General features: G+C 57.6%; 21 protein-coding genes. 9 read left to right on the top strand and 12 right to left on the bottom strand.

Annotated elements, in window-relative coordinates; genetic code table 11:
* Positions 1-116: 116 nt before the first annotated feature.
* The 5 genes from FBZ93_RS27500 to FBZ93_RS27480 all read left to right on the top strand — a co-directional run bounded on the left by FBZ93_RS27500 (position 117) and on the right by FBZ93_RS27480 (position 5,437).
* On the top strand, positions 117-641 hold the full coding sequence (locus tag FBZ93_RS27500) for a flavin reductase family protein (RefSeq protein ID WP_246667664.1): 525 nt from the start codon (positions 117-119) through the stop codon (positions 639-641).
* Between the two features lie 79 nt (positions 642-720).
* Positions 721-1,023, top strand: coding sequence for a hypothetical protein (locus FBZ93_RS27495; protein ID WP_146990205.1), 303 nt, complete (start codon positions 721-723; stop codon positions 1,021-1,023).
* A gap of 817 nt (positions 1,024-1,840) precedes the next feature.
* A complete protein-coding gene (locus FBZ93_RS27490; protein ID WP_146990203.1) occupies positions 1,841-2,110 on the top strand; it encodes a hypothetical protein in 270 nt (89 codons plus the stop codon).
* Between the two features lie 180 nt (positions 2,111-2,290).
* On the top strand, positions 2,291-3,826 hold the full coding sequence (locus FBZ93_RS27485) for a class I adenylate-forming enzyme family protein (RefSeq protein ID WP_146990201.1): 1,536 nt from the start codon (positions 2,291-2,293) through the stop codon (positions 3,824-3,826).
* A gap of 264 nt (positions 3,827-4,090) precedes the next feature.
* A complete protein-coding gene (locus FBZ93_RS27480) occupies positions 4,091-5,437 on the top strand; it encodes an MFS transporter (RefSeq protein WP_146990422.1) in 1,347 nt (448 codons plus the stop codon).
* 577 nt (positions 5,438-6,014) lie between these two features.
* Here the strand turns inward: FBZ93_RS27480 and FBZ93_RS27475 are convergent.
* From FBZ93_RS27475 to FBZ93_RS27420, 12 genes are all read right to left on the bottom strand, one after another.
* Positions 6,015-6,857 carry an electron transfer flavoprotein subunit beta/FixA family protein gene (locus FBZ93_RS27475; RefSeq protein ID WP_146990199.1) on the bottom strand — a complete coding sequence of 281 codons (843 nt, stop codon included), beginning with the start codon at positions 6,855-6,857 and terminating at the stop codon, positions 6,015-6,017.
* Between the two features lie 506 nt (positions 6,858-7,363).
* Positions 7,364-9,148 (bottom strand): nif-specific transcriptional activator NifA, encoded by a 1,785-nt coding sequence (gene nifA / locus FBZ93_RS27470; RefSeq protein WP_146990198.1) that lies wholly within the window; start codon positions 9,146-9,148, stop codon positions 7,364-7,366.
* A 153-nt stretch (positions 9,149-9,301) separates the two neighbouring features.
* The gene (locus FBZ93_RS27465) at positions 9,302-10,081 is read right to left on the bottom strand and encodes an SDR family NAD(P)-dependent oxidoreductase (RefSeq protein ID WP_433995449.1); all 780 of its coding nucleotides are present in this window, start codon (positions 10,079-10,081) and stop codon (positions 9,302-9,304) included.
* 546 nt (positions 10,082-10,627) lie between these two features.
* On the bottom strand, positions 10,628-11,647 hold the full coding sequence (locus FBZ93_RS27460) for a nodulation protein NodZ (RefSeq protein ID WP_283810848.1): 1,020 nt from the start codon (positions 11,645-11,647) through the stop codon (positions 10,628-10,630).
* 259 nt (positions 11,648-11,906) lie between these two features.
* Entirely contained in the window at positions 11,907-13,952 is a 2,046-nt protein-coding gene (locus FBZ93_RS27455) for a carbamoyltransferase family protein (RefSeq protein ID WP_146990196.1), read from the bottom strand.
* Positions 13,953-14,119: 167 nt separating this feature from the next.
* A complete protein-coding gene (locus tag FBZ93_RS27450; protein WP_146990194.1) occupies positions 14,120-14,908 on the bottom strand; it encodes an ABC transporter permease in 789 nt (262 codons plus the stop codon).
* 4 nt (positions 14,909-14,912) lie between these two features.
* Positions 14,913-15,833: a nodulation factor ABC transporter ATP-binding protein NodI gene (nodI, locus tag FBZ93_RS27445; protein WP_208764065.1), complete on the bottom strand. Its 921-nt coding sequence runs from the start codon at positions 15,831-15,833 to the stop codon at positions 14,913-14,915.
* Between the two features lies 1 nt (position 15,834).
* Positions 15,835-17,544, bottom strand: coding sequence for a nodulation protein NodU (nodU, locus tag FBZ93_RS27440; protein WP_146990192.1), 1,710 nt, complete (start codon positions 17,542-17,544; stop codon positions 15,835-15,837).
* 13 nt (positions 17,545-17,557) lie between these two features.
* Positions 17,558-18,187: a nodulation methyltransferase NodS gene (gene nodS / locus FBZ93_RS27435; RefSeq protein WP_146990190.1), complete on the bottom strand. Its 630-nt coding sequence runs from the start codon at positions 18,185-18,187 to the stop codon at positions 17,558-17,560.
* A 51-nt stretch (positions 18,188-18,238) separates the two neighbouring features.
* Complete coding sequence (nodC, locus tag FBZ93_RS27430) at positions 18,239-19,570, bottom strand: chitooligosaccharide synthase NodC (protein WP_146990185.1); 1,332 nt, start codon at positions 19,568-19,570, stop codon at positions 18,239-18,241.
* Positions 19,571-19,585: 15 nt separating this feature from the next.
* Positions 19,586-20,245 (bottom strand): chitooligosaccharide deacetylase NodB, encoded by a 660-nt coding sequence (gene nodB / locus FBZ93_RS27425; RefSeq protein WP_146990183.1) that lies wholly within the window; start codon positions 20,243-20,245, stop codon positions 19,586-19,588.
* A complete protein-coding gene (locus tag FBZ93_RS27420) occupies positions 20,242-20,877 on the bottom strand; it encodes a NodA family N-acyltransferase (protein WP_146990181.1) in 636 nt (211 codons plus the stop codon). Before FBZ93_RS27420 ends, nodB begins: the two co-directional genes overlap by 4 nt.
* Before the next feature lie 497 nt (positions 20,878-21,374).
* Here FBZ93_RS27420 and nodD1 point away from each other — a divergent pair, with 497 nt between their 5' ends.
* The 4 genes from nodD1 to FBZ93_RS27400 all read left to right on the top strand — a co-directional run bounded on the left by nodD1 (position 21,375) and on the right by FBZ93_RS27400 (position 25,382).
* The gene (gene nodD1 / locus FBZ93_RS27415) at positions 21,375-22,319 is read left to right on the top strand and encodes a transcriptional regulator NodD1 (protein ID WP_146990179.1); all 945 of its coding nucleotides are present in this window, start codon (positions 21,375-21,377) and stop codon (positions 22,317-22,319) included.
* Between the two features lie 734 nt (positions 22,320-23,053).
* A complete protein-coding gene (locus FBZ93_RS27410) occupies positions 23,054-24,061 on the top strand; it encodes a LysR family transcriptional regulator (protein ID WP_146990177.1) in 1,008 nt (335 codons plus the stop codon).
* 277 nt (positions 24,062-24,338) lie between these two features.
* Complete coding sequence (locus FBZ93_RS27405; protein WP_146990175.1) at positions 24,339-24,548, top strand: hypothetical protein; 210 nt, start codon at positions 24,339-24,341, stop codon at positions 24,546-24,548.
* Between the two features lie 120 nt (positions 24,549-24,668).
* Positions 24,669-25,382 (top strand): MerR family transcriptional regulator, encoded by a 714-nt coding sequence (locus tag FBZ93_RS27400; RefSeq protein ID WP_146990173.1) that lies wholly within the window; start codon positions 24,669-24,671, stop codon positions 25,380-25,382.
* Positions 25,383-25,719: the final 337 nt, after the last annotated feature.

The following is a 25,719-nucleotide window of genomic DNA, read 5'->3' as shown; positions in this document are numbered from 1 at the left end:
CTGCACTCTGTCCATCGCTGGGCCCCATCGAACAACCAGCACGAGACGCCTGATTAAACTAAACAATGTGCGCATAGCGATGCGCTGGAAACCGCGTACCACTCTATAGGCAGGTTATGAACTCCCAGTTTCCGTTCGACATGTGCGACATCCCATCCATTCAGGCGACAGAGTTCCGTGAGGCCATGCGAAACCTGGCGAGTGGTGTCGCAATTGTGACGACCGGAAAGACCGTCTGCCGGCGTGGGCTGACGGTCAGTTCTGTGGCCTCCATGTGCATTGAGCCGCCCTGTCTGCTGGTCGCCATCGATTCCAGATCTGAGGCTCATGACGCGATACTCGCCAACAGAAGTTTTGGAGTGAATCTTCTCGGGGGTGATCAGGAGGACCTCGCGCTGCGATTCGGCGGCCGGGATGCCGCTAAAGGTGCCCATCGCTTCGATACGGCGCGGTGGAATCAGGGCGTTCTCGATGTGCCGCTTTTGCAGGGCGCAGTTTGCACGCTCGAGTGCATTTTGCACGATCACAAGACGATTGGTACACATAGCATCTTTATCGGCCGAGTTGTCGCGACCCGCCCCGGTCATGGCGAGCCATTGATCAACTTGCAGGGCGCGCTTCGAACCTTACCGCATGACTGAGTGCAGTCTTTGTGTACTGTCTCTATCCGAAACGAACATCGGCCGGATTAATTCGAAGGCCGCAATGAGGAGCCGAGCAATGGTGATAGAATATTCCTCACAAACGGGCCTCAGACTGGTGAATCCTTTGGATTTTTGCAACTTCAAGGTCGTATTGATGGACCCAGTTAACCCTAGCACTTCAGCCTTGAGAGGGATCACGCTCGTTGACCAAGACAATGCATTGGTCCCTATTGATCTAGTGCCTACGCTGCCCGGTCGCCTCAAGGACTATGAGACCTGGGAAACAGCCTACGCCAAGATGGTCGCAAGCGCCCGGGAACGCGGCTGGATTGACTCCGACGCCAACGCCATTCGCGCACACATCGAAAGCAGCCTCTGATCGGCGCGGTCCCAATCGGTTCGAAGGCGACGCAAGTCTGGACCAATCGTTCATTTGACGTTGTGAACTCAACGTTAGCCGCGCTACCCGCCAGTTCGATAACGCCAACTCATGTCGACCGGCAACAGCGACATTGTGGCGAGAAGACCAGACTCAGCGCTCAAGCCCACCCCCACCACAATTGGCAGGCTGGTAGATCTTCCCACTTTCGTGCGGCGAACGTAATCTTGCAAAGTCACAGGTTCGCGAAGGAAGCGCTTGCTCGTTGCCGCGTTGGTCCGTTGTCGCCTTCCTCACCAACGTCCCTGTAAATGTCAGGCTTCCAATTCGTACCAGACGCCGGGGCTGCGTTCAGCCAATGAGCCCCGGAGCTTCGGACATATTCACAATGCGGAGCCAAAGGGCTTGAATCGGACGTAACGTTAAGTTGTACGGTCTCAGGGAGGTGGCGTCAGTCTCGGGACAGGCCGAGGTAAGGATCGCGAATGTCTCAACGTCTCAGAATCACGCCGCAAATGTTCATTTCAATCCCGACTCCCGATGACCGGCGTCGTCGAACTCCATCCTACTCCCCTGCCCGCCTCCAGGGTTTCAGGCCTTCGAAACCGAGTCCCTCGAGTAGCTGGAATAGGTCCCCAAGCCGGTTCGACGAACGAACCTTTTCGTTCTGTTCGTCAAAGTTGGCGGGCGCCAGAATCTCGCGAATGCGCGAGGATCAACCGATCGCTGGCGTTCTCAACGGGCTTGGGTTGTAAGTGTCGCCCGGCATGACTGGTGCGACATTGGAAACGATTGCCTGGCACCTCGGAGCGGCACGGTGAAAAAACCCGATGGCGCGAAGAAGGTTCTATTGATCGACCACACCGAGGGCCAATGCCGAGCCATTGTCGGATTCAAAGATGGAGATGCCAGAGCAGCCTATATGTGCGGCGAGCCTGTAATTCGAAGACCAGGCAAGAAACAATCGTCGTGGTGTGAGTATCACCACCGGCAGATGCATGCAAACAATGCCGAGCAAAACTCAGCAGTTGAGCAGGCACCGAAACTTTCAATTCTCAAGGGGCATCCATCGAGGCAAGGCCCATGACAAATGACATCATCAAAAGCTGCATTTTCCTGTTAGGACCGCCTGATGATCGTCCCCGCCTGGGGGCCACTCGACGCAACAGCCCGCGATTGGGATCGCGAGATGGACTTCATAGGCTCAGCGATCTGATGCCTCGGGGCAGACGTATTGCGCAGATCTCAACGACGGGGACGACCTGAGGTGAATCTCTGCACACTGATTGAGCGTAACGCGTCGTTCGCTCCCGACAAACCCGCGATCCATTTCGATGGGCAGACTTTAAGCTACGCCGCCTTCAATCAAAGGATCGAGCATGTCGCTCGCGCCCTACAAAGCGAGCTCGGCGTCGAGCAAGGTGACCGCGTCGCGATCCTCAGCCAGAACCGCCCTGACTATCTGGCCCTGCTTTATGCCTGCGCACGGCTCGGCGCAATCCTCGTGCCACTGAACTGGCGACTTGCGGTCGGCGAGCAGCTCTTCATCCTGTCCGACGCCGGCGCCAAGGTGCTCGTTCTTGAACACGTCTTCGACGCACTCCTGCCAGCTCTGACGGAGCAACTGCCCGACACACTCGTTGTCGGCCTGGATTTTGAGCCTTCCGGCGGGAGCAAGTGGGACAGCCTCCTGGAGCGAGGCTGCAGCGACGGTCGCAATCCAGACGCAGACCTGTCCTGCCCTTTTCTGATTGTCTATACGTCAGGGACCACAGGGCGACCGAAAGGAGCCGTGCTGCGTCAGGAAGCGTTGCTGTGGAATGGGGTTATGAGTCAGCACATGCATGACCTCAGCTCGGCCGATCATGTCTTGACAGTGTTGCCTTTGTTTCACGTTGGCGGCCTGAATATCCTGACTACGCCAGCGTTGCATCACGGCGCGACGGTTACTATTCACTCGCGTTTTACGCCAGAGGCGACGCTTGCCGCGTTTGAGCGCGACCGGCCTACGCTGGCAGTTTTGGTGCCTGCCACGATACAAGCCCTGACCAACCATCCTCGGTGGGCGACGACGGACTTATCCTCCGTGAAGGCAATTTGCACTGGTTCGACAATGGTGCCGAAGCACCTTAGCGAACGCTTTGTCGCGCGCGGGGTGCCAGTCCTGCAGGTTTACGGTTCGACAGAGACTTGCCCCATTGCAGTATATACGAGACTCGGCGGCGATCTTGCGCGTGGCGGGTCGACCGGTTTACCTGGTCTATGCTGTGAAGCGACGATCACCGACGATGCAGGCAATACGTTGCAGCCAGACACCCCAGGTGAGATCGCAGTGCGCGGGCCCAGTATCTTCTGCGGATATTGGGGCAATCAACAGGCAACACGCGAGGCATTTCATAACGACTGGTATCGTACTGGTGACATCGGCCGCCGCGATGCCGATGGGTATTTCTGGATTCTTGATCGCAAGAAGAATCTGATCATCTCCGGCGGAGAAAATATCTACGCGGCAGAAATCGAGCGTGTGCTGATGGAGCATCCCGATGTCGCCGAATGCGCTGTCATTGGTCGGCCCGATCAGCGCTGGGATGAAGTGCCAATCGCTTATGTGATCAGGCAACCGGGGGCTCGTATCGAAGCCGATGCACTGACAGCGCATGTCCAATCGCAGCTCGCCCGCTTCAAGACACCGCGCGAAATCATCTTCACGGAAGAATTGCCGCGAACGGCGTTGGGAAAAGTTCAGCATTTCACGCTGAGGACAATCGACACTCGATCGAGCCACCAAGAAAGCAGCGATTGACTTTCCGAGGGCTGAAGTCGGACACAATATTTGCGTTGCCATCGACAGGTCCGCGGATGGTTCCTCGCTGAACATCGCAAAACAAATCCGAAACTTTGTGCGGCAATGCCACCGTTGCCGAAAATATGCCGAAAAGATCAGGCGCTTTCGGGTCGGCCGGTAGTGTCTATGACGAGAGATTCCGGCCTAAGTTGCAGTTGGGCGGGCGTGAGGTTTTTCCGCAACCGGCCATTTCAGACGGGGAGGAAACTCGCAGTGCCACAAATGTTCATCGCGCAGGCACCTACGGTGAAATCGCGCATCGGCGCAATTTTGCGTGCAACTAGCGGCAATTTTCTGGAGCAGTTCGACTTTTTTCTGTTCGGCTTTTACGCCAGCGCCATTGGGAAGGCATTCTTCCCGTCTGAGAGCGAGACGGCTTCGCTGCTCAACACCTTCGGCGTGTTCTGGCTTGGCGCCTTGATGCGTCCGGTCGGCGCGATCGTGCTCGGAGCCTATATTGACAAGATTGGCCGTCGGAAAGGTCTGATCGTCACGCTCTCAATTATGGCAATCGGCACTGTGATCATCGCCTTCTGTCCCAGTTACGCGACGATCGGCATTGCTGCCCCCATCATCGTGCTAGCTGGACGGCTGCTGCAGGGCTTTTCCGCCGGCGTCGAGGTTGGCGGCGTCTCGGTCTACCTGTCGGAAATTGCAACTCCGGGCAAGCGTGGTTTCTACACCTCGTTCCAGTCTTCCAGCCAGCAGGTCGCGATCTTTGTCGCGGCGATTGTTGGCTACGTGCTGAACGAATCGATGTCGGTCGAAACAGTAGCTGCCTGGGGCTGGCGCATCCCGTTCTTTCTCGGCTGCCTCATTATTCCGCTTATCTTCTTCCTGCGCCGGACACTGGAGGAAACGCCAGAATTTCTGGCCATGAAGAAGCATCCTACGGCCCGCGAGGTCTTTGCCTCGGCCCTCACCAACTGGCGCGTCATCATTCTCGGAATGATGATCGCGATCTTGACTACAACGACGTTCTATTTCGTCACAGTCTACACGCCCACATTCGGCAGGAACGTCTTGAAACTGTCCACCCAGGACGCGCTCTTGGTGACGCTTCTGGTTGACGTCAGCAACTTCATCTGGAATCCAATTGGCGGCGCCGTCTCCGATCGAGTTGGCCGCAAGCCGGTTTTGCTAACCATTGCGGGCCTTGCATTGGTGACCACCTATCCGGCATTGCACTGGTTGGTAAGCGCACCCACTTTCGGCAAAATGCTGGCGGTCGCAATGATGTTCTCGTTCTATTTCGGCATCTATAGCGGCACTATGCTCGGCGCTCTTGTTGAGATCGTACCGTCGCATGTGCGCACAACCTGCTTCTCTCTGGCTTTCGCACTCGCGGCCGCGTTGTTTGGCACCTTTACGCCACTCGCCTCGACTTGGTTAATCGACCAAACAGATGATAAGGCTTCACCTGGCCTTTGGCTGATGTTTGCAGCTCTGCTCGGCATCATCGCGGCACTCACCGTCTATCCAGGGACCGCCAAGCCATCGAAAGTTGCGAAGCCGTTCCGGCCTGAAGGGCCGGGCAAGGCTTTAGGCGTGCAAGCCACACCACGCTAGCCGTCGGCCCCACGCTTATAAGTCAAGGTTCGCCATTGCGGCCAAATAAACCGTGGCCAAGGGCGTCCAGGCAGCAATGGGTCCCGTACTGCTGCACGGAGCTTCATCCACCTGATAATCGTCTACCCGCCCTCCACCGGTATCGGCGCGTTTCCTCGCATTGATGCCGGGTGAGCTGACCGTCTGCGCCAATGCTGTCTTGCTCTTGTTGAGATATGTGGACCAGCCAGCTTCCGCCGTTCGCACCCGGTCGGCCATTTCTGGTTCGGCAGGCTGCCCTGCGGTATCGGACAGAGGCAAGGCCAGGTTAGCGGATGCGGCTATTGCTCGGCTGGCGATGCGGCGTTCCGTTCTGGCGAGCTGTTATTCGATCCAAGATATTTTCCGGGCTCGAACTACGGCACATCCCTGCTGCGCTTCGCCATGGTCGACGCTTTGGCGGTTTCCGGCCCAATCTGGCCCCGACCATTGCTATCGACCGCACGGTTTCGATCATGCCATCTCTTTCCTGGCAGCGGTCCGTCCCTCCGCTAGTCGTGTGCTCTGATAACATTGCTCATCGCCAAGCTCCTCAAGATCAGGCATCTCGTGCCAGTGTCACAAGCTCGGTTTCAAGCTTGGGCTGGTGCTTGAAGATGGCATCAATCAACGCTTGCGCCGGCTGCTCGGCGGCCTCCACCAGCGCCGCTTTCTCAGCGCGCGCAGAGGGGGCAAACACCCGCTTGACAACGGTCGGGGAGCCCTTGAGACCGCATCTGGAGAGGTCTTCGACGCCAGCGTCTTGCGCGCTCCATTTCACGAGCGGCGCGCGAGCGGCACGCAATGCATCGGCCATGGCACCGCGGCGAATTTGGTTGGTCGCCTCCAGCATGGTAATGAGACACGGCAATCTGGTGTGCAGGACTTGGACACCGCCTTCGGAGCGCCGCTCCGCTTCAATCGTACGCGCGGTGAGGTCCAGGGCTCTGACCTTAGCGACATAGGTCAACTGCAGCACGCCGAGCCGTTTCGCGATGCCGGGGCCAACCTGCGCGGTGTCACCGTCGATCGTCTGCTTGCCAGTAAAGATGAGGTCAGGCGGACCATATTCCTTAGCGATCTTTCGGATGGCGGTCGCCAGTGCGTAAGTTGTTGCCAGCGTGTCGGAGCCCGCGAAGCAGCGGTCGGTGAGCAGAACGGCACGATCGGCGCCAAAGGTCAGCGCCTTGCGTAGGGAATCCTCCGCCGAGGGGGGGCCCATTGTAAGTACGGTAATTTCGCCGCCAAACTGATCGCGCAGCTGCAGCGCGGCCTCCAGCGCGAAGAGGTCATATGGATTGATGATGGTCGGCACGCCCTGGCGCATGATCGTATTGGTCACCGGGTGCACGCGGATCTGCGCGGAGTCGGGAACCTGCTTGATGCAGACGACACTGTGCATATACTTCTCCAGAAGTTGCTGTAGCTTGACCATCCGGACAGCAAGTGTCGTACCAACGCGCGATGGCTCAAGATTCGACTCGAAGGCAAAGGCTTAGGCGAAATGGCAGTAGCCGCCCGACGTTCGCCGACAAAACAAAATCGACATTCGTGGTTGCTGCGACAGCGTCTTGCTAGTGGCATGATGTGTGGCCGCTCTGATCGAGAAGAGCTCAACTTAACGGAAGGCGCTTCTACCCGAATCAATCCAGACGCAGATCATCCCGCCGCAGCGGGCCCAGCGCTTAAGGGCGCCCCTGGTTCCGCACCCGATTCCAGCGGATGATGCCTCGCACCGCGAGGAGCAAGTCGATCGCTCGTGGACCAGGTCAATTTCTCCTGTGACCGCAGTTCCCGTCGACCATGATCAATCCAGCGCAGACGGACCGAGCGCATCGGATCGTGCACTTGATCGTCTTGGTCACAGTTGTTGCAGGTTGGGGATGGGGCGCGAGTCCAATAGCGTGCTCAGAACCGCTTGATCTCGATGCCGTATTTCCTCAGCGCGTAGCCTATCTGGCGCGGCGTTAATCCCAGCAGGCGCGCTGCCTTGGCCTGTACCCACCCGGATCTTTCCATGGCGGCAATGACCCGCTCACGATCAGTTATCTTCGCGCCACTTACCAAGGCTGCGCCCGCAGGTGCCAGCGGAGCGAGCTCGCCGCCGACAGGCGAGGCTGGCGCAGCAGCTTCTGTTAGCGGCGCAGCGACCCTCACGGCCATGGACGCGCTCGGTCCCGGCTCCTGCGCTATCTCGTCCGATCTGCTCTTCCACAGCACCGAAGACAGACACTGACCATGGCAGCATGCAAAGTCGTTTCTGACGATCGATGGTCCAGGCGCCAGGGTCGCAGTGCGCGCGACACAATTTTCGAGCTCGCGGATATTGCCGGGAAAGCCGCACTTCATCAGTACTTCAATAGCACTCACATCGAAGGTCAGCGCACGGCCGTTCTCGCGGTTGAATTTTTTGAGAAACTCTGTGGCGAGAAGCGGAATATCGCTGCGCCTTTCACGCAACGGCGGCAGCAGCAAAGGAACCACGTTGACCCGATAATAGAGGTCGGCGCGGAACTCATTCCTTGCCACAGCCTCTTCAAGGTTCTTGTTGGTAGCGGCAATTACGCGAACATCGACCTTGATTGTCTGGTTACTACCGACACGCTCGAATTCCTGCTCTTGCAGGACGCGCAGCAACTTGGCCTGGAACGAAGCTGAGATCTCGCCGATTTCGTCCAAGAACAACGTCCCTTTGTCGGCGAGCTCGAAGCGCCCCTTGCGCGAATTGAACGCGCTGGTAAAGGCCCCCTTCTCATGCCCGAACAATTCGGATTCCAGGACGGTCTCAGGGAGGGCCGCGCAATTAAGCTTAACGAAGGGCCGTTTGGCGCGCAATGAGAGCTCGTGAATAGCCTTGGCGACCAGTTCCTTACCAGTACCGGATTCGCCGCGCACCAAGACCGTGCTGTTCGATTTGGCTATCACCGCGATCTTCTCCAGCAATGCTCGCAACGACGGGCTGTCGCCAATGATCCCGTCGATGTGAACCTTTTTACGTTCCCGCGGAGGTTGCTTGAACTCCTGCTTCTGCAGCCGGCCCTTCTCGGTCATCAGCCGCTCGCGGTCGCCCGCAGACAGGCGATGTAGCTTCACCGTCTGGCCCACCAGATTGGCGATCATGGCGAGCAACCGCACGTCGTAATCGAGCCGGCCGCTCGAGCGTTCATCGAGGATGCGATCGATGGTCAGAGTACCGACGACTTTCGCATCAATCCGAATAGGAACGCCGATGAAGGACACTGATATGTCGTCGCAGGCTCCGAGCGCATTTACATCCGCAGCACTGAAAGCCGCCCCCGTTGTTACGTTCTCGGCAATCAGCGGCTTATCGGTCGCTACGATATGGTCAATCGCCTTCTTTGGCAGGCACATCCGGTAGCGCTCGTCGCTGCCTTCGCTCCAGCCGGCGCCCACGGTAATGTCCGGCATTCCATCATCGTCGAAGAGCAAGACGACGCCGTTTCGCATCTGCACAAACGATTGAAGAAGATTGACGACATTGGTCAACGCAACTTCGAGCCGACCGGGCGCAGCCAGCACCTTCGATATCTCGGAAATGCCAGTCAGCGCGCTCTCGCGTGATGACTCAATAGAGACCTCGCGGTCGCCCTCTGACTGTGAGATAAGCTTTTCGCGTGCGGAAGGGATATGCAGCATGACACCTTGTTCGGGTTTGCGAGCTTCGTGTTGCATGTCATTGTCGATCTAACGTCAAGTTTTGACGAGATGACATAGAAAGATGGCATCTTTTCCTGCACGGCAATCAATTGCATACGCGGATTTGGCGGCAAGCAGGAGTTTCATTGACGTAGCTCACATCAACTGCGAATTGCCAAGTCTCGCCGACTATAGGTGTTGGCCACCATTGATCGGCATTTCGGTACCCGTGACATAGCTTGCCGCATCTGAGCAGAGAAAGAAGATGACCTTAGCCACTTCTTCTGGCGCGCCCACGCGGCGCAGGGGGATATTTGGCACAAGACGCGCTTCCGTGTCCGGCGACAACATGTCCGTCTTGATCTCCCCGGGGGCGATCGCATTCACACGAATGCCATGCGGTGCATAATCATGTGCCATTTCGCGGGTGAGACTCGCGAGCGCAGCCTTCGACGTCGCATAGGCGCTGCCGGCAAACGGGTGCACCCGCGAACCCGCGATTGAGGTGACGTTGACAATCGATCCTGACGCGGCTTTCAGCTCGTCCAACAAACCTTGCGCTAGCAGGATCGGTGCCACCAGATTGAGGTGGAACACCCTCATCCACGTTTCGATTGATGTCGTCAACGAGGTCAGCCGGGCGCCATCTGACGTTTTCGGTGAAATGCCGGCATTGTTGATTAACGCGTGCAACGGTGCGCCCGCGAGGCGTTTTTTGACCTCGGCGATCGCGCGCGGCAGCATCCGATGGTCACTGAGGTCGACCTGCAGATGGTCGTCGGCCCCCGACTCCCAGGGGCAGCGCCCGCCATCGAACGGTTGACGGGCGCAAGAAATAATGCGCCATCCCGCTTCCGAAAATAGCTTGGCGGTGGCGTGACCGATACCGCGGGATGCCCCGGTCAGAAACGCTGTCTTCCGTTCTTCGTGCTGGACGCACGTCCTCTCGGCGTGAAACCGACGGCCCACGTCCGCCGCCGACCTCGCACCGGCTACCGGATTGCCGTTTGGTAGATCGATAATCAAGGGGCACCTCCCATCCTCTAGTCGCGCCCACGCGCGCGCTGCAGGATTTGGGCCACTGCGACGACGAGGAATGCCTGGCGGTTTCGCGGCCAAATGTCCTGTTCTGGCGGATTCCAGACACTTCCCGTTTGCTTTCCGACAACAGCAACGCTCGATATGGCGAGCCTGGCCTAGAGTGCCCCGCAAGTGTGAACCCGCACTACGACACCGCATATCGCAGATCCTCAATGACCAGCCAGCCGAGCCGTGATGCTGCTTGATTCCTGCGAAACGTCTACGGGCGATCCCCGGCGTATGAGATTGGTCGGATGGCGGCAGCCTCTGATCCCCATCGCGAGGGATAAGGTTCTATGTCGAGAACTACGCCGGGAACCAGCCTGCTCGTCAAATGGCGCGGCAGTAACGCGAAGGCGGATCTGACATAACCGGCCTCGTATGTGAGCTTCGTCCGCGACGAGCCACAACCGGTACACGCCTGCATCATTTGCTTCAACAGGGCGGATTGATCAGATTTACGCTTTCATGGAGCTCGAGATCTTCTGCTAGTTCCTCAATCAAGATGACCCGACTCGGATCGTTCAAATCGAACTCAAAAATCCGTGGCACGAAGAGGCGGGCATAGCGCGTAAAGGCGCTCGTCGGCGGGAACCGGATCACGGTGTCGCAGCGCGCGAGGAGATACATCTCGACGAGAGCGGAGACGCCGCCATCGACCCCGAGCGCCGGACTGTGTAAGGGGCCGGCCTGCTGGGAATGAAAGTGCTTTGGGATAGTGATGAGATCAGGAAACGCAGTCGTGATCCGATCAAGCACTTGCGCACTGTCCGTGCACAAAAGCACCTTTACGGGCTTTGGGTGCGGTAGTGCCTTTGCCTTGTGAATGGCCATGCATACTTGTTGCAACGCGAATTCCGGATCGGCCCAGTAGGGCGCATGCCCCATGATATCTTCGCCGTTGCCATGCCGCACATGAACGCCGATTATGCTATGTCCTGCAAACTGATCTCGATAGATGGCGTCAATCCGCCTCTGAATTTCAGACCGCGGTTGGACGCTCCGAAATATCTGTCGTTCGGCGTCTTCATCGCACCCCCACATCAAGCAGGCGTCACACACCACCGTGTTGGCGTCGCAATCCTCTTGGCTGTCAAATAGCTGACGCAGTTCGTCACGCTCTCGGAAAATCTGTTCATCCGGACGGAATACGCTGTCGATTGAGGGCTTATTCCACCACCCTGGGAAGAATGGGCCGGGGAACGAGAATTCATTAATCTGATCATCGCAGATGACCCGTACGCCGGCAATGTCCTTAATAGGTCCGAAGAACAATGGAAAGGCGTTCACGAATGGCTGCTCAAGATAACAGGAGCCCCGCCAGTCGATAGCGAGCGTCCGGTTAGTTCGATTCGCGTAGCTCCAAGCCGCCGCCAGCGACCATAGGCAATCACCGAACCCTGTGCGTCGGCGAGAAACCACAAACCGCTCATTCATCGAACCACCAACACGCATTAGCCTTGCCTCGTTCCCGGATACCGGCTGGATAGCGGAGCATGTACACCAGACTCTTCCCGATGCCATCGTCTCCGATCGTAGTGCAGATCAGTTCCGCTGCTAATACTTCACAGCATGACGACCTGCCGTGTCGGGCCTGCTAACTGCTTACATGCCCGAGGACGTTGCATCGACGCACCTTGAACCCAGTCGGTTAGTACGCCGCGCTACTAACCTAAAGCAACCTTGTGTGAGCACATAGAAAACCGCCACAACATCAGCTCCCCTTCACGTTTGAGCGCTGCTTGGATACACGCGAATAGCGTGTGGAGGGATGCAGGTTGACGCGGCGCTGCTCCCACAGACACCGCAGTTCGCTGACGAGAGCTTCACGCCTCGCCTGATCGATTGTCACCGTGTCAAGGACCTCTCCGAGAACGCCTTCGCCCTTGATCCGCATCAGCAGATCGAACAAATCATGTGAGATCCGCACACTGTTACGACTGGCGTGACCAGTACGGATTTCGCAGACAGTCTCCTGGCGATCTCTCCCGGTATACGCACGAACTTGATAGAGAGATGCATACGGCGGCAACGAAATCGCGAGCGCTGTCCAGTCCTCCAGCTTCGTAGCCCGTTTTTTGACGAGGAATGGCCCGACCACCAGTCCATCCAGGTCTGTTGTCAGAAACGTAGCGATCGCGTCTGCAACCGAATCTACTATCGGCTCGGCATTATTGTTAAATGACGTATTGAGCAGGACCGGGATGCCGGTCTTCCGCTTGAACGCATTGATGAGGTCCCAGTAGGCCGGATTTGTCTTGCGCGAGACCGTTTGCAGCCGCGCTGTGCCGTCGACGTGAGTGATGGCGCCCAGCAAATCGCGCTTGGCGTCGCGGACGCGAACGACGAAGTTCATAAAGGGAAAATGGCGCTTCCCCTCAGGAAGTTCGAAGAATTCGTCCGCGTCCTCCTCGAGCACTGAGGGCGCGAAGGGGCGATATCCCTCACGCTTTTTGACCATCGCATTGATTCGGTCCTTGTTTGCGGCCGGGCGCGGATCAGCGAGAATGCTACGGTTGCCAAGAGCACGGGGCCCGAACTCTGAACGACCCTGAACCCAGCCAATCACGGCGCCGTTAGCCATCCAATCTGCTGCACTGCCTGCCACGTCATCACTGCGTTCGATGTCGAGGTGACCGGCCCATGCCTTCAGTTCCTGTTCCATCGCGCCCTCGCTGCCAAGATCGGGGCCCCAATACACCTCCTGAAGACGCTCACGGGGAGCAGGCCGCCCCAGCTCGTCGGACGCCATGAGTGCAGCGCCTAAAGCGCAACCGGCGTCGTGCGCCGCAGGTTGCACGAAGATATCTTCGAAAAGCCCTGAATACAGAAGTTTACCGTTCACAGTGCAATTGTGTGCTACGCCTCCGGCCAGGCACAACCGCTTCATACCAGTGAGCTCGCGATAGTGCCTCACAACATGAAACACAATCCGTTCCAGGGCCTCCTGCAACGAAGCACTCACATCCCGATGCTGCTGCGTGAATGGCATTCCCTTTTTCCGGACCTCGATGTTGCGGAGCAACGCGGGCCCGATTCGGTCCAGATGGACGCGGTAGCCACCATTGTCTGAGAGTTCATAGAACTGCTCGAAGAGCTTGCGATAGGTTGCAGGATCCCCGTAAGGGGCGAGCCCCATCACCTTATATTCGTCGAATAGCCCGTAACCGAGATATCGAATCGCCTCGAGATAAAACAGCCCCAGAGAGTTATTCTCCGGGAAGGTCGCCAGTTGCTCAATTTGAGTGCCAGAGCCTACCGCCACGAGGCCAGATAGAAAGTCACCGCCTCCGTCGATGGAGAGGATCAGGCTCTGCTCGAAGCCCGACATCGCAAATGCGCTAACGGAATGGGTCAGATGATGGTTCACGAATGAGATGCGTGATGGATCAACCTCGGTACCGAATTCCTGCAACAGCAGATTCTGCAGCAACAGTTTGGCATCCAACGGAATCGAGAGATCCGGCTGCGAAATGATCAATCGTTCGAGCATAGCGTTGCAATAGGCCTCGGTCGCGTAGAACGCGATGCGGTCGATGTCGCAGAGTTGCACCCCGGCTGATGCTAGGCAGTGCTGTATAGCATTGCGTGGGAACTTGTTCGAATGCTTGATTCGGTTGAGCCGCTCTTCCTCGATCGCTGCGATCACACGTCCGTCGCGGACCAGTACGGCGGCCCCATCGTGGAGAAATGTGTTCGGGAGATCGAGTGGATTTTCGTGGACCTTGTCCAGACCGCCGCTCATTCCAAGACACAGCATTTTTCTCTCCATTCACCTGATAGCGAGGCCGCGGTGGCCTGTCACACAATCATTTGCTTATGCGTAAGGTGCGTAAACGCGTGCTGAGGGTCGTCGACTTAAGAGGCGCCCAGGCCAAGTTCGTAACAGCACATCATTTTGTCTCCTTGGTTCCGTCGCGCTTGGCGTTAACGCATAAGGCGCCGGCGAAAGATCGCCGTGGACAGGAAGAACGGAAGCACCGCATAAACGCAAAGCGCACTGATATGCAGGGCGACGCTGCCCGCTGGCCGTCCAAGCATCGACGGGCGGATCAGGTCGACCGAATGTGCCAGAGGCAGGACGCTCGCCACATGCTGCAATGTGCTTGGTAGTTGATCCAGCGGAAACACGGCGCCGCACAGGAACACCATGGGTGTCATGACGAGCGTTTGGTAGAACACGAAATAATCGTAACTGGGCGCAAGAGATATAACGATCATCGCCAGGCTTGCGAAAACGACGCCAGTGAGCGCAATCGCCGGCACCGAATAGACAATAGACGGCCACTCCGCGTAGCCTAGGATGGCTGCAACAGTCCAAATTGCCGTTCCTGCCAGAACCGCCTTGCTGGCTGCCCACACCAATTCACCTAAGACGATATCGCCAAGTGTTAGCTGTGTGGACAGGATTGCGTCCCAGGTGCGCTGAGTATCCATGCGGGCGAACACCGCATAGAGAGTTTCGAACGTCGCGGCGGTCATCGCGCTAGTTGCGACCATGCCAGCCGCGAGAAACGCGATGTATGAAGTGCCGTCAACGCGACCGACAATTATTCCGAGGCCAAAGCCAAGGCCAAACAGGTTGGTCATCGGGTCGGCAAGGTTCCCGAGAACCGATGCGAGCGCCACTTTCCTCCATGCCAGAAAGTTGCGATGCCACACCGCGACCCAGTTGTATGCGTTGGCGGGCATGACCGGTGAATAACCTTCACTCATCGTTTCAATTCTCCAACTCCCGCCCGGTCACTCTCAGGAACACATCCTCGAGATTCGGAGGACGATGCAGAAGCCGTAGACCCGCGTACCCACGCAGTTGCGCGCGCACCTGCTCCGGATCTGAAGCGTAGCAAAAGAGCGTCTCGCCGCTCACTTCCATGTGTCGCACATAGGGCCTGACCTGCGCACACAGATCACGCGGATTCCCGCCATAGATCTCAACCACGTCACATCCGATATGCGCGTCAATCAATTCTTTGGGCTTGCCTTCAGCAATCTTGCGGCCTTGCTCGAGCACGCACAGCCGGTCGCATAATCGCTCGGCCTCTTCCATGAAATGGGTGGTCAAGAGTATCGTCTTGCCCTTTGCCAGCAACACGCGCAAGCGCTCCCAGATCAGGTGCCGAGCGTGTGGATCTAGACCGGTTGTTGGCTCGTCCATTATCAACAGATGCGGGTCGTTGATCAGGGCACGTGCCAGCGTCAACCGCCGCTTCATACCGCCGGAGAGCTCCGCAACGCGCGCCTCCGCCTTGTTCTCAAGGCGGGCGAACTCAAGCAGTGATGGCGTGAGCGCTTCGATCTCGCGTGCGCTCTTATTGAAGTAGCGCCCGAATACGAGCAGGTTCTCGCGTACGGTAAAATTGAGCTCAAGGTTGTCGAACTGCGGGACCACCCCGATCCGCACTCGCGCCAGGCGAGCGCGTGCGGGTACTGGCTGGCCGAGCACCGTGATCTCGCCCAGGTCCGGCGACACCATCCCGAGGACCATACGCGCAATCGTACTCTTGCCCGCGCCGTTCGGTCCCAGTAGACCAAAGCACTCACCCCGCGCGACCGAGAACGACAGCTCGTTGACAACGATCTTGTTGCCAAAGGCCTTTCTTACGCCGGCAAGGTTGATTGCTAGGGTCGACATGTTCATGTCAAGCTGAAAGAAGTCGTTCAGCCGGCGACGACTCCCTTACGACTGTTTTGGTCCAGAGCCGCCCGTCGCACCAAATATGCTCAACACGTCCCCATTGACAGGCCGCTGCGACATCCGGAAAGAAGCCACGCCCGAGGTGGTTGGCACTTGTATTGCAAAGCAGCGGAATGCCCGTGAGCTGCTCATACTCAACGAGGAGCTCGGCGATCTCGTGTTGAGACGTTCTGGAAATCGTCTGCAATCGCGCAGATCCGTCAAGATGTATAACGGCGGGGATCTTGTCCCGCCATTCCGCCCGTGTCTGATGATCGAAAAGCATATAAGGATCTGGGGTACCAGGGTCGAACATTTCCGGCGCCCGATCCTCCAAACATATCGGCGCTACCGGTCGAAAGCGTTCGCGACGTTTGATGTCGTTGAGATGATCCTTCATTTCTGGGGACGTCGCCGCGGCGATAATGCTTCTGCCCCCCAAGGCTCGTGGTCCGAGCTCGGCGCGCCCCGCAAGGAAGATCACGGGCTTGTTGTCGGCGAGAAGTGACGCAAGCTCGCGTACATCGCACGGCGCGACCTCCCAGTCAGCCGGGATCTCACTAGCTTGCAGGGCCGGACCACTGTAGACCGACCATTCCAGGGGCACGAAACCATTCTGAGCTGCCATCGCGCAGCAAGCGGCACCGATCGCCGAGCCACTGTCATTCGGAAAGGGCGGTACCCAGACATCGTCGAACAAGCCCGTACCGCGCAGGGCACTGTTCCATTTGATATTGAGCCCGCACCCACCAGCTATACATAGATTGCGTGCTCCCGGAAGCGACGAGTGCCGAAGCAACGCCATCGCGATTTCTCGGACCAGAAGACGCTCGAGGAAGCAATGAAACGATGCGAGTACATCTTCATGCCGCTTGTCCGTCAATCGCAACGCGCTCGCCTCGAAGAACTCATGCATAGCGGAAAGTGACGATTCCGCGCTATTGATGTCGGCGCGGTAACGACGAGCTGACTCCGTGTCGGCTGCAAAGCGGCTTTCATAAAGCTCCTGAAACACCGCGATAACATCTTCATCTATAGACCCAAGCGCGATGTACGCCATCAACTTGCCTGCGACACCCAGGTCCCAGTTGGTGCGATCTGCCTTCTTATAGGGTCCGAAGTGATGACCAGCGGCAGCATAAGCATGCCCAATCATCGGAAAGAGACATTCGATGAAGCGCGCGCCCCGGCGCTGTACATGGTACAGGCGTGGTGCAATGGAACCGTCCCACACGAGACAGAACGCTGGTTGTCCGGCCTTAGCAAAGGGGCTGGTGCAATAGGCGGAGGCCACATGGCCTGTGATGTGCGGATAGCTTCTATAGGGGAAGTCGCTTCCGCCGAGCATCAGGCCAAGGCCGTCACGTGAATCGAGAACGCCATCGGCATGGCGCTCAACATAGGGCGCTCCCTTGAGCGTGAGTGATGCCGCGCCGCTGAGGACTTTGAATTGCGACTCGATCTCCCCGTCCCAGCCGTCGATGACAAAGTGATCAACATCCGTCGGGGTAAGACCATGTTCCGCCAAGGCGGCGACAACTGCGTCGAGATTGTCGATAACTTGATACCGCGGATTATTTCCGCGCTTCTCCTGCTCGACGCAAAAGACCAGCCGTCCGTCTTCGACAAGAGCGACCGCCCCGTCATGGGTCAGCTTGATACCGCAGATGCGCATCGTATCTCCGTGCCTAATGCTGCAAATTCGATTGATTCGACGTTTGACCGGGATTTATGAAGCTTGCGAGCAGGCAATCTTCGTTAGCCGACTCACCATGACATTCCAGCCGCTCGACCTCGATCAACGATTCATTCAGCATGGCCATCACCGTCTCGGCGCCAGCAGCATGCCCCCAGCGTTGGCATGCCGCATCACGCGCGGACCCGAACACCAGGCACCCTTCTGGCGCAAGCATCTGCACGAAGTTGCGGACGGCCGTACGCATCCTGGCTACATCATCGAGGTAATAGAGAACCTCGGCCACGACGATCAAATCGAAGCGCTCCGCGGTCGAAAACCATTCAATGTCGGAGACTGTCCACGTAATGTGCGAGCATCGCTGCATCCTTTGCCGCGCGCGATCAATCGCTCGCGAAGTGACGTCGACGACGGTGAGCCGTTTGCAATAGGGCGCGAGCTTTGTCGTGAACGCGCCGGCCGCACATCCGACCTCCAGCGCACTCCCGATAGCTCCTCTTGAACGCGACAGCCGGAGCAACTGTGCGTGACGCTCCCGCTCGAAGGGGTTACTATCAAGCCGCCACGGATCGTCGACGGCCAATTCCCGGTCCAGCAATTGATAAGTCTTGTCCAGGCTCACGAGTTATTCCTTCTCGCCAGATGCGGCTTTAACTCGCCACAGCACACGATCTCAGACGTCTTCAACGTCGACGAATCGCGTAACACTTCCCTTTCTGATCGGCCCGCCGCTTCCTGCGACACCTGTCGCGTTTGCTTCAACGACCGGATTTAGGGAAATGACATTCTCTCTCGCCTTGTCTGTCGAATTTGTGGACTTGCGCGACAGCCAATCGCTATTGCTCAATGTGCACAAGGCATACGCTTTTACGGAAAGTAAGAGAAAGAGGTTGATAGGAGTGTGCAGCGAAAAGCCGAGAAAGCGAATTTCGCGGGCCCGGAACGCGGCGACACAGCATCGCACCATGGTCATCGACGCGATCGTCACGACCGTGAACCATGGGATAGTCACGGTGAATGCAAGTTGCGCGAGCCCTGTCAACAATGACAGAGCGAGCAGCAGTGGACCGAGATTCTGTCCGACCACATCCAGCGTGAGATAGCGCCCGAGGCCCGGCAGGAGGTGGAGCGAAAGCAACGTGTCCCGGAATGTGCTCCTCGCCCAACGAAGCTGCTGCCGCAGATAAGGTCCTAGCCGATCAGGCACTACCGTTGCGGCGATCGCGTCCGGAACGTACTCGGTTCGAAACCCGGCTTGCAGCATCAGGATCGTGAGATGGCGATCTTCGCCGAAGTCGCTGGGCTTCCCACGGAACAACTGCGTCTCGTACTGATCCAGCAGCGAGAGAAGCGCAGACCGGCGGTACATTGCACATGGGCCACAGCAACACATAACGGCGCCGAAACGGGCCTGTGCCGCGCGTTCTTCGTTGCAGGCCAACCAATACTCCATATCGATCAACTTGGTTAACCAGGTGTCGTCCCGATTGCTGGCAGTCAGCTGGCCCATAGCCGCACCGATCGCTGGATCGTGCATCTTCAGTGCGAGCTTTGTGACCACGTCGGCAGCAATCATCGTGTCGGAATCGACATTCAGCACGAGAGCTCCATGCGAGCGACGTATCGCGGTAATCTGCGCCTTGCGCTTTCCAACGTTCTTGCGTTCCAGAATAATATTGAACCTCGGGTCGCGCGCGTAGGCGTCGTAGACAGGTCGTACAGCGTCACGGTTTGATGACCCGTCATCAACCACGTATACCTGCACCGTTCCCGAGTAGCTCTGTTTTGCGATGGCCTCGAGGCACGCAGACAACGTTTGCGGGTTCTCATTAAAGCAGGGAACGATGATATCCACGCTCGGCAACGCGCCAGCGTCCGGCACATCGTCCGATAATGCTTGGCCGTCGCTCTTCATTGCATAAATCGCTTGCGCGCTTTTGTAGACAGTCGAAAGCAACGCATAACATGAGATCGCAACAGTGCTAGTTGTGGCAAGCAGGTTCATGGGGCCCGGGGCTGTTCAGTGGGGTTGAGGAAGCGGGCGAATTGCAAATCCGCGGTCGCGCATTGCTGGAATCAGGAGGGAAAGCGCCTTGACGGTCTGCTCGCGTGGAGCTTCAGGGTCATCCCGTTGCAGTTCGCCAGGAGGACATCCGTCATGGAGGAGCACAATCGCTCCCGGCCGAACGGAGGCCATCACCGTGTCGACAATCGTATCGACGCCAGGACGTGACCAGTCCCGCGGGTCGACCGACCAGTGCACTGCAACGAGTCCGGCCATCGCAGATGTCCTCAACACTTCCTGGGTCCACACCCCATACGGGGCGCGCATGTGTCGCAGCGAAGCGCCGGGGCACACACTTCTGATCGTCCCACTTGCGGCTAGGATCTCGTGCCGCACTTCGGCGGGCTCGCATCTGGACAGGTCCGGATGGCTCATCGTGTGGTTGGCGACTTCGTGTCCCTCTGCGACCATTCGTCGGATTAACTCCGGCTGGTCGCCCGCGTAGACGCCGATGACAAAGAAAGTGGCGGGAGCGTTGTGTTCCGCCAGCACATTCAGGACATCCGGAGTGCAAACGGAGTGAGGACCGTCGTCAAACGTCAAATAGACGCTTCGACTCCCGTTGGCGTCAGCGTATTCGCTTCGCACTTCTAGTCCGAGGTCGAGATGTCTCACAGCTCTGGCCCGTTCCGATCAATCATCGTACCACTCGGCCAATCGCTCATCGGCCGGCCAATCGGCAACACTACCAGGAGCGCTTCCTCAACGAGCGTGGGTGGCACGTTGAGATACACGTCACGACGGGTCGACCGCACGCGAACTCCCGTCAAAATATTGGCCATCCCGTTCCGGCCAATCCGTTCGATATGCTTGCGCATCGCAGGGCGCACCGCGGCGAAACCGAACGGAGCATCAAGTTTCTGCAGCATCGGATATCCGACGCGCAATGCTCCCTGATAGGTGACTCCGTGTCCCTCGACATCTCGACGTACTGCGTACAGCCCTATTTCGGCCACCAGCAGATCAGTCTCACCGACCTTGATGAAACGTCGTAGTATGCCCGCATGGCCAGCTACGCCGTTTGAGTCGTAAGCGATGATGCGGAGCTCAGGCCTTGCACCGGCCCAACTTCGACTGCCTTCAAACGGCGCTGCATTAAACTCACCGTTTGGCCCGTAAGCGTTTCGGAAGAACTCGGCGAGTTCGGTATGATCGGAAAGCGCTAATTCATTTTCCCAACACAATCTCCACCGCACCTGAGAGCGCGCTAAGAGATTGCCTGTAGAGTTGGATACAGACATGTTCATCGGTGCCTCCGACGTGCCGCCGGGCGTTCGAGAGTAGACTTGCTTTCAAAACGATTTGACTGCCCAGAGGTGATCGGTTGGGCCTCTTGGCAGAAGCATTTGACATCTACAATCGGCAGCTCGCTTGGCCGCGAACGTACGAGCAACCCGACACAACCTCCAGCCTACGGAGGTAAGCCGCCGATATGGAAAGGATTGGAAACGCTATACGAAGGTTTATCGGAGACCTTCTTGAGCCGGAACGTGCTTGTCGCGGCACGCCGGCGTGATGCATCTTGCGCGGCTTGAAGAACGTGCCGGCCACGAAGTCCGTTTGTTCCTGTTGCTGCTCGGCGCATAACTGAGACTTCTTGCCTGAGCCCGTGCGAAGACCGCCAGCCATCTTGGTGTGCCTTGTTTCGATTTCTACAAACTGATGTTTGCTATCCAACATTCCCCGATTTGGTAAAATCGATTGTATTGATTGAACTCATCCACACGATGGATAGACTCACAGCATGCGGTTCAAGGGCCTTGATCTAAATCTCCTCGTCGCGCTCGATGCGCTGATGACCGAGCGCAACCTCACCGCAGCGGCGCGCAAGATCAATCTGAGCCAGCCCGCCATGAGCGCCGCCGTTGCCCGGCTGCGTACCTATTTTCGTGATGAATTATTTACGATGAGAGGCCGGGAACTCGTCCCAACATCGCGGGCGGAAGGACTTGCGGCCCCAATTCGCGAAGCTCTGTTGCACATCCAGCTCTCTATTATTTCGCGCGATGTGTTCGATCCGGCACAATCGACCCGCCGCTTCAGGGTGATCCTTTCGGACTTCATGACGATCATTTTTTTTCGAAAGATCATAGACCGCATCGCGCGCGAGGCTCCCGCCGTGCGGTTCGATTTGTTGCCGTTTTCAGATGAACCTGACGAACTCCTACGGCGCGGTGAAGTCGATTTTCTGATCGCCCCGGAGCTGTTCATGTCGGGTGCGCACCCCAAGGCGACGTTATTTGAGGAGACACTTGCCTGCGTAGGCTGCCGCACAAACAAGCAGCTATCACGGCAGCTTACAATAGAGGGATACATGTCAATGGGACATGTCGCCGCCAAGTTCGGACGAGCACTAAGGCCCAACATCGAAGAATGGTTTTTGCTTGAGCACGGCCTCAAGCGACGAATCGAGATCGTCGTGCAGGGCTTTAGCATGATCCCTCCAGTCGTGTTGGACACCGTCCGTATCGGGACGATGCCTTTAAGACTGGCTAAGCATTTCGAGAAACTGATGCCCTTGCGGATCGTCGAACCGCCGCTCCCACTTCCCGCGTTCACCGAGGCTATCCAATGGCCGGCCTTTCATAATACTGATGCGGCCAGCATTTGGATGCGGCGGTTATTGTTGCAGGAGGCGTCCAACATGGCTCTTCCAGGTAAGATGCCCTCAAGCCGCAGACGCTGCTAATTCTTCCCATAACGACTCATTCCGCTCTTGGCATTCTTACCGATAGACTCCTTCGGCCCCTTGCTCTGGAGCGGTTCTCCTTCTTATGCCTGGATCGTCTCAGATGATCTGCTTTGCAGCGCCAGGCCACATCACGAAAAGCGAGCCGCAATTCGGCGTTTCCCGCAACGCGTCTGATCCCCGCGCTAAGTGCGGTTCGTGAGTGGCCGGTGTATCCTCATTTGCCGCGCTGCGGCTGGCGGTCTTTGCGCGGTGTAGCGCCGACGACGCCAATGCCTAAGGCATCAGAGGCAGCAGCAAAGTGAGCGTTCCCGCCGCACTGGCACCGCATACTGCTTTGTGACCAGAGCCGCCTCGCCGAACGCAAGCCGCTTGAACCCGACGTAGCGTCAGGTTGTAGATTTACAAAGGGCACCCACAGGAGCGACCACGGCTACGTCACGTTGCGGATCGCTCCTGCAATCCTATTGCGCAGGCACCAGGGTCGCCACTAGCGATCTTCGCAGTGATCGATGAGGCAGGGCAACCCGATGGCAGAGGCGCAGCACTGGGTCATTTGGATGTCGGCGGACTCCGCGATGCGGTCACCCGCTTGCTGCGATCAATCGCGGGCGCATCCTTCGGACTCGCGCAGCGAGTCGGAACGATTCTGACGCAGCTGCAGGATTAAGATTATCACAGGCGCTATTGCTGCCTAGCACAGCAAGAGCGCAAACGCTTTCAAAAGAGTGAGCATGCGCTTCAAAGGCCTGGATCTTAATCTTCTCGTCGCACTCGATTCTCTGCTGACCGAGCGGACACTCACCGAGGCCGCGCGTAGGATCAATCTGAGCCAACCCGCCATGAGTGCCGCCGTTTCCCGATTACGCGCCTATTTCGGCGATGAACTCTTTGCGATGAAAGGCCGGAGACTCGTCCCAACATCGCGTGCGGAACGCCTCGCCACCCCTGTTCGCGAGGCTCTGCTGCAGATCCAGCTTTCCATTATCTCGCATTATGAGTTCAACCCAACCGAATCACATCGCCGGTTCGTGATCCGTCTTTCGGATTGCAGCACACTTGTGTTTTTCCAACGGGTCGTGGAGCGTGTGTCACGAGACGCTCCCAACGTCCGGTTCGAGTTGCTGCCCCCCGCCGACGATCACGATGAGTTTCTCCGCCGCGGTGAAGTCGACTTCGTGATCTTGCCCGACTCATTGATGTCCAGCGCGCATCCTAAGGCAACGCTATTCGAGGACCGGCTCGTGTGCGTCGGCTGCTGCACAAACAAGCAGCTATCACGGCGGCTCACATTCGAGAGATATATGTCTATCGGACAGGTCGCGGTTAGGTGTGCACTTACGCGAAAGTCTGCGATCGAGGAATGCTTTTTTCTTGAGCACGGCCTCAAGCGGCGCATCGATGTTAGTGTGCAGAGCTTCAGTATGATCCCGTCCATGCTATTGGGCACTGATCGAATAGGGATGCTGCCCTTAAGGCTAGTTCGGCATTTCGAGAAAACGACACCACTACGGATAGTTGACCTACCGTTCTCACTGCCCGCATTCACCGAAACCGTCCAGTGGCCAGCCTTTCACAACAGTGATCCGGCAAGCACATGGCTGCGAGAGATAATCTTGCAAGAGGCCTCCTGCATCGCGCCACCCAACGAGTCCACGCAAGCTTCTAGTCCCTCTAAAGTGGGTCAAGACGTCTCGTCACCCACTCCACCTTGTGATCGGATCCCCCTGGATACTCCCTGAGACCCCACTGCCATCTATCGCAATCGTCGCTTCTTCAACGGCGTACGCCCTATTGTCGGACGCATGTTCCAGCCACCTCCTTCGCGTGCATAGCACTCTCGCCGTCTGACTCCCGCCCGCGCTTGAGCCTCGCAACAGTTCGTCGCCTTTAAGATCTATCCTCACGCTATTGTGCACACCGCTGCAAATTGCTATCGAGCCCGCCGCGCGAGCAACGGCTCAAGCCAGCAGTTGCCCCACGTGCGCTCGTCTTGCGCAATGATATCGGGAGCTGAACGTGCAGCACTACTATGGTTTCTTTGGGCCGGAGGATCTTTCGGTCTGGGGAAGGATATTTGATACTGACGTCACGGCGCTACCAGCGTCTATCCGTCCCCCCGAGAATCAAACGGCAATCGCCAGGCTTGTGCTGAGGCGTGCAGGTGCTGGCGAGGCACAATCGGCGTCATTAATGAGTTTGATGGACGTTATTTCTCCTGCAGCTTGATCGAACGACGATCCGAAATACCCACCTTGCTTGCGCCGGAATGGAAGAAGGTTCAGCTAGCCCCTTGAAATAGCTTGAATCTCACGTGACGTCAGGTTGTAGGCTTTGAATTGGAACACCATGACCAAAGCTACACCACGAAGGCGTCGATGGCGCATCGGAGAACTTGCAGATGCTACCGGAGTGACGGTACGCACTCTGCATCACTATGAGCACACGGGTCTGCTTGCTGCGTCGGAGCGCACCGACGGCGGCCACCGAATGTACGATCGCGAAAGTGTGCAACGAGTTCACCAAATTCTAGCGCTGCGTGAGCTTGGCTTCTCCCTTCACGAGATACGTAAGGCGATGGAGGGACGCACTTCGCTTACTGATCTATTGCGCTCACATCTGTCGCGAATCGAGCTTCAGGTCACGCGTGCGACACTGCTGCGGGATCGCTTGCGAAATATGACGACCGATGGTGAGGTACAGGTGAGCGTAGACGAGCTTCCTGCAACCTTGGATGCTATGTCGAGGGTCGAGAAACGCACCCAGCCCCACCGATGCACATGCAAGCTGGCCGCTGAGCGAGAGGAGCGGTGGCGACGAATCCGCGACGAGTTGCGCGATTGCATGGATCGCGGTGAGCATCCTTCCAGCGAGCGTACAAGGGCCGTAGCGTTAGAGGCGCGCTTGCTGTTCAGCGAAATCGCAGGAGTTGATTCGACCGTCTCGACAATCCTGAAGGTTCTTGCGCGATTGAGCGCCCCTCGGAGTCTGGCCGGCTGGGATCCCAATCTAATGCAGTATCTCGATCTCGCACTTGCCGCGCTCGAGAATCAGCCGCATTGACGCTGCGTGTGTGATCACTCTCGGTTTCCAAGCCGCGATCCCTAGACGTCAGTGAAACGCCAGAGCCTGACTCCCGTCCCATGGCTAGATAACTCAACACGCCGCTCTTACCGCACTGGCTCCACGATCCACACGGCCTGAACGTAGTGATTGGTTTGCCCGACAAGAAAGGGCTTGAAACGTACGTAGCGTCACATTGTACGGTCCAACGCAGATGGCCAGCGCTCCCAGGCAACGGCACGGCAATCCTGTCGACGCCGCCAAGTAGACCTGATGCCTTGGCCCACCCGGCGCCCCGTAGATCCGGAAGGATTCTGAGTGATGAGACGCCTTGAGA

Origin of the sequence: Bradyrhizobium macuxiense (assembly GCF_007993935.1) — a bacterium.
GTDB classification, from domain to species: domain Bacteria; phylum Pseudomonadota; class Alphaproteobacteria; order Rhizobiales; family Xanthobacteraceae; genus Bradyrhizobium; species Bradyrhizobium macuxiense_A.
This window is presented reverse-complemented; position numbering and strand designations above follow the sequence as displayed.